A 2,545-nucleotide genomic window follows, 5' to 3' on the forward strand; every position below is an offset into this window, starting at 1 on the left:
TTATATGCTTAAAAATCTTCAAATTTTATCCTTTTTGCTCCGCTTTAAATTTCGCGCGCGGCTAAATTGCGAAATTATAGTAAATTTTTGCTACAATCGCCATAAAAATGCGGAATTTATAAAGAAAAATATGGAAAATCAGGCGTATTTAAAAGAGCAAATTTTAACTTATCTTGGCAACAAACGCTCGCTTTTAGGCTTCATCGAACAAGGCGTAAATATCGCAAAAGAGGCGCTAGGTAAAGAAAAACTAAGCTGCTGCGACCTTTTTAGCGGCAGCGGCATCGTGTCGCGGTTTTTAAAATCCCACGCAAGCTCCATCGTCGCAAACGACCTGGAGCTTTATAGCCGCGTAACAAACGAGTGCTACCTCGCAAACGCGGACGCGAAATTTAAAAAAGAGCTTGATTTTTGGCATGAAAAACTAACGCGCCAAATCGGCGCAAATTTACGCGAGGGCTTTATCTGCGAGCTTTATGCGCCAAAAGACGAGGCAAATATTTCGCCTGCTGACCGCGTCTTTTACACGAGAAAAAACGCCGCCTACATAGACACCGCGCGCCAGATGATCGACTCGCTCGTGCCGCAGGAGCTGCGCGTCTTTTTCGTCGCTCCGCTATTATATTCAGCCAGCGTGCACGCTAACACCAGCGGTATTTTCAAGGGTTTTCATAAAAACAAGGACGGCCTTGGGCAGTTTGGCGGACGCGGCAAACACGCGCTATCTCGCATCACGGCCGACATTAGCCTGCTTAAGCCCGTTTTTTCAAATTTTAACGTCGAATTTGACGTTAAAAGGCAAGACGCAAACGAACTTGCCGCCGAGCTTCCGCCGCTTGATCTAGTCTATCTTGATCCGCCCTATAACCAGCACCCGTACGGCTCGAACTACTTTATGCTAAATTTGATCGCTAGCTACGAGCGTCCGAGCGAAATCTCGCGGGTTTCGGGTATCGCTAGAGGCTGGAACCGCTCGGTGTTTAATCAAAAATCCGCCGCCGCGCCCGCGTTTTTCGAGTTAATCTCAAAGCTAAAAGCAAAATTCGTGCTCATCTCGTTTAACTCCGAGGGCTTCATCGCGCGCGAGGAATTTAGCCAAAATTTAGCCGGGCTTGGCGAAGTGCAAATTTTGGAGCAAAAATACAACGCCTTTCGCGGTAGCAGAAATCTAGCCAGCCGTCCGACGCACGTGAGCGAGCTGCTTTACGTTTTAAAAAAGGCGTAAATTTAGGCTAAATTTGACCGCGCCCAAACCCGTCTCAAATTTGCGCGAATAATCAAAAATTCATCTCAAATTTGATAAAATCAGCCCGATTATTTTAAATTTAAGGAAGCCGATGGCAAAAGAAAAAGAAGAGAAAAAGATAGTCCCGCCGACAAACGATTCGGACAAGAAAAAGGCCTTAGACGCGGCTTTAAAGCAGATAGATAAAGCATTTGGCAAGGGTACGCTGATCCGCCTTGGCGACAAGCAGGTTGAGGCCATAGATAGTATCTCGACCGGCTCGCTAGGACTTGATCTAGCCCTTGGTATAGGCGGTATCCCAAAGGGCCGTATTATCGAGGTTTACGGACCTGAGAGCTCGGGCAAAACGACTCTAACCTTGCACATCATCGCCGAAGCGCAAAAAGCGGGAGCTACGTGCGCCTTTATCGACGCCGAGCACGCTCTAGACGTGAAATACGCGGCAAATTTGGGCGTAGATACCGAAAATCTCTACGTCAGCCAGCCAGACTTCGGCGAACAGGCGCTTGAGATCGTAGAAAACCTCGCTAGAAGCGGCGCGGTCGAGCTTATCGTCGTGGATAGCGTTGCGGCGCTAACGCCAAAAAGCGAGATCGAGGGCGATATGGGCGATCAGCACGTAGGCTTGCAAGCGCGACTTATGAGCCAAGCGCTGCGCAAACTCGCGGGCGTCGTGCACAAGATGAACACGACCGTGATATTTATCAACCAAATTCGTATGAAAATCGGCGCTATGGGTTACGGCACGCCTGAGACCACTACGGGCGGTAATGCGCTTAAATTTTACGCATCCGTGCGCCTAGACGTGCGAAAAATCGCCACTCTAAAACAAAACGAAGAGCCTATCGGCAACCGCACGAAGGTAAAAGTCGTGAAAAACAAGGTCGCGCCTCCGTTTAAAACGGCGGAATTTGACATAATGTTCGGCGAGGGCATCAGCCGCGACGGCGAGATCATCGACTACGGCGTGAAGCTCGATATCATCGACAAAAGCGGCGCGTGGTTTAGCTACAAAGCCGCCAAAATCGGACAAGGCCGCGAAAACGCAAAAGCCTATCTCAAAGAGCACCCCGAGATATCAGACGAGATCGTAGCGACGATAAAAAGCTCGATCGGCCTAGATAAGCTAATAAGCGGCGCGGGCGGCAAAGATAGCGACGACGAAAGCGAAAGCATAGAAGAAAATACGGAGGAATAAAATAATGGTATTTATAGAAGACGTAACGGCGATAGAAGTACTCGATAGCCGCGGCAACCCGACCGTGAAAGCGACCGTGGCTCTAAGCGACGGCACCGTAG

3 protein-coding genes are annotated in these 2,545 nt (G+C 49.1%); all 3 read left to right on the forward strand.

What is annotated here, in order from left to right:
* Positions 1 to 130: 130 nt before the first annotated feature.
* Entirely contained in the window at positions 131 to 1,225 is a 1,095-nt protein-coding gene (locus Q0314_RS05465) for a DNA adenine methylase (RefSeq protein ID WP_298057362.1), read from the forward strand.
* 112 nt (positions 1,226 to 1,337) lie between these two features.
* On the forward strand, positions 1,338 to 2,444 hold the full coding sequence (gene recA / locus Q0314_RS05470; protein ID WP_122862405.1) for a recombinase RecA: 1,107 nt from the start codon (positions 1,338 to 1,340) through the stop codon (positions 2,442 to 2,444).
* A gap of 4 nt (positions 2,445 to 2,448) precedes the next feature.
* The coding region (locus Q0314_RS05475; protein ID WP_298057365.1) for a hypothetical protein at positions 2,449 to 2,545 on the forward strand (97 nt) is incomplete at its 3' end.

This window comes from uncultured Campylobacter sp. (genome assembly GCF_938040115.1).
Taxonomy (GTDB): Bacteria; Campylobacterota; Campylobacteria; order Campylobacterales; family Campylobacteraceae; genus Campylobacter_A.

What these genes read in the sequence shown, in the direction of transcription:
- Q0314_RS05465 (WP_298057362.1), top strand. Translation starts at nt 131, where the DNA reads ATGGAAAATCAGGCGTATTTAAAAGAGCAAATTTTAACTTATCTTGGC.
- recA (WP_122862405.1), top strand. Translation starts at nt 1,338, where the DNA reads ATGGCAAAAGAAAAAGAAGAGAAAAAGATAGTCCCGCCGACAAACGAT.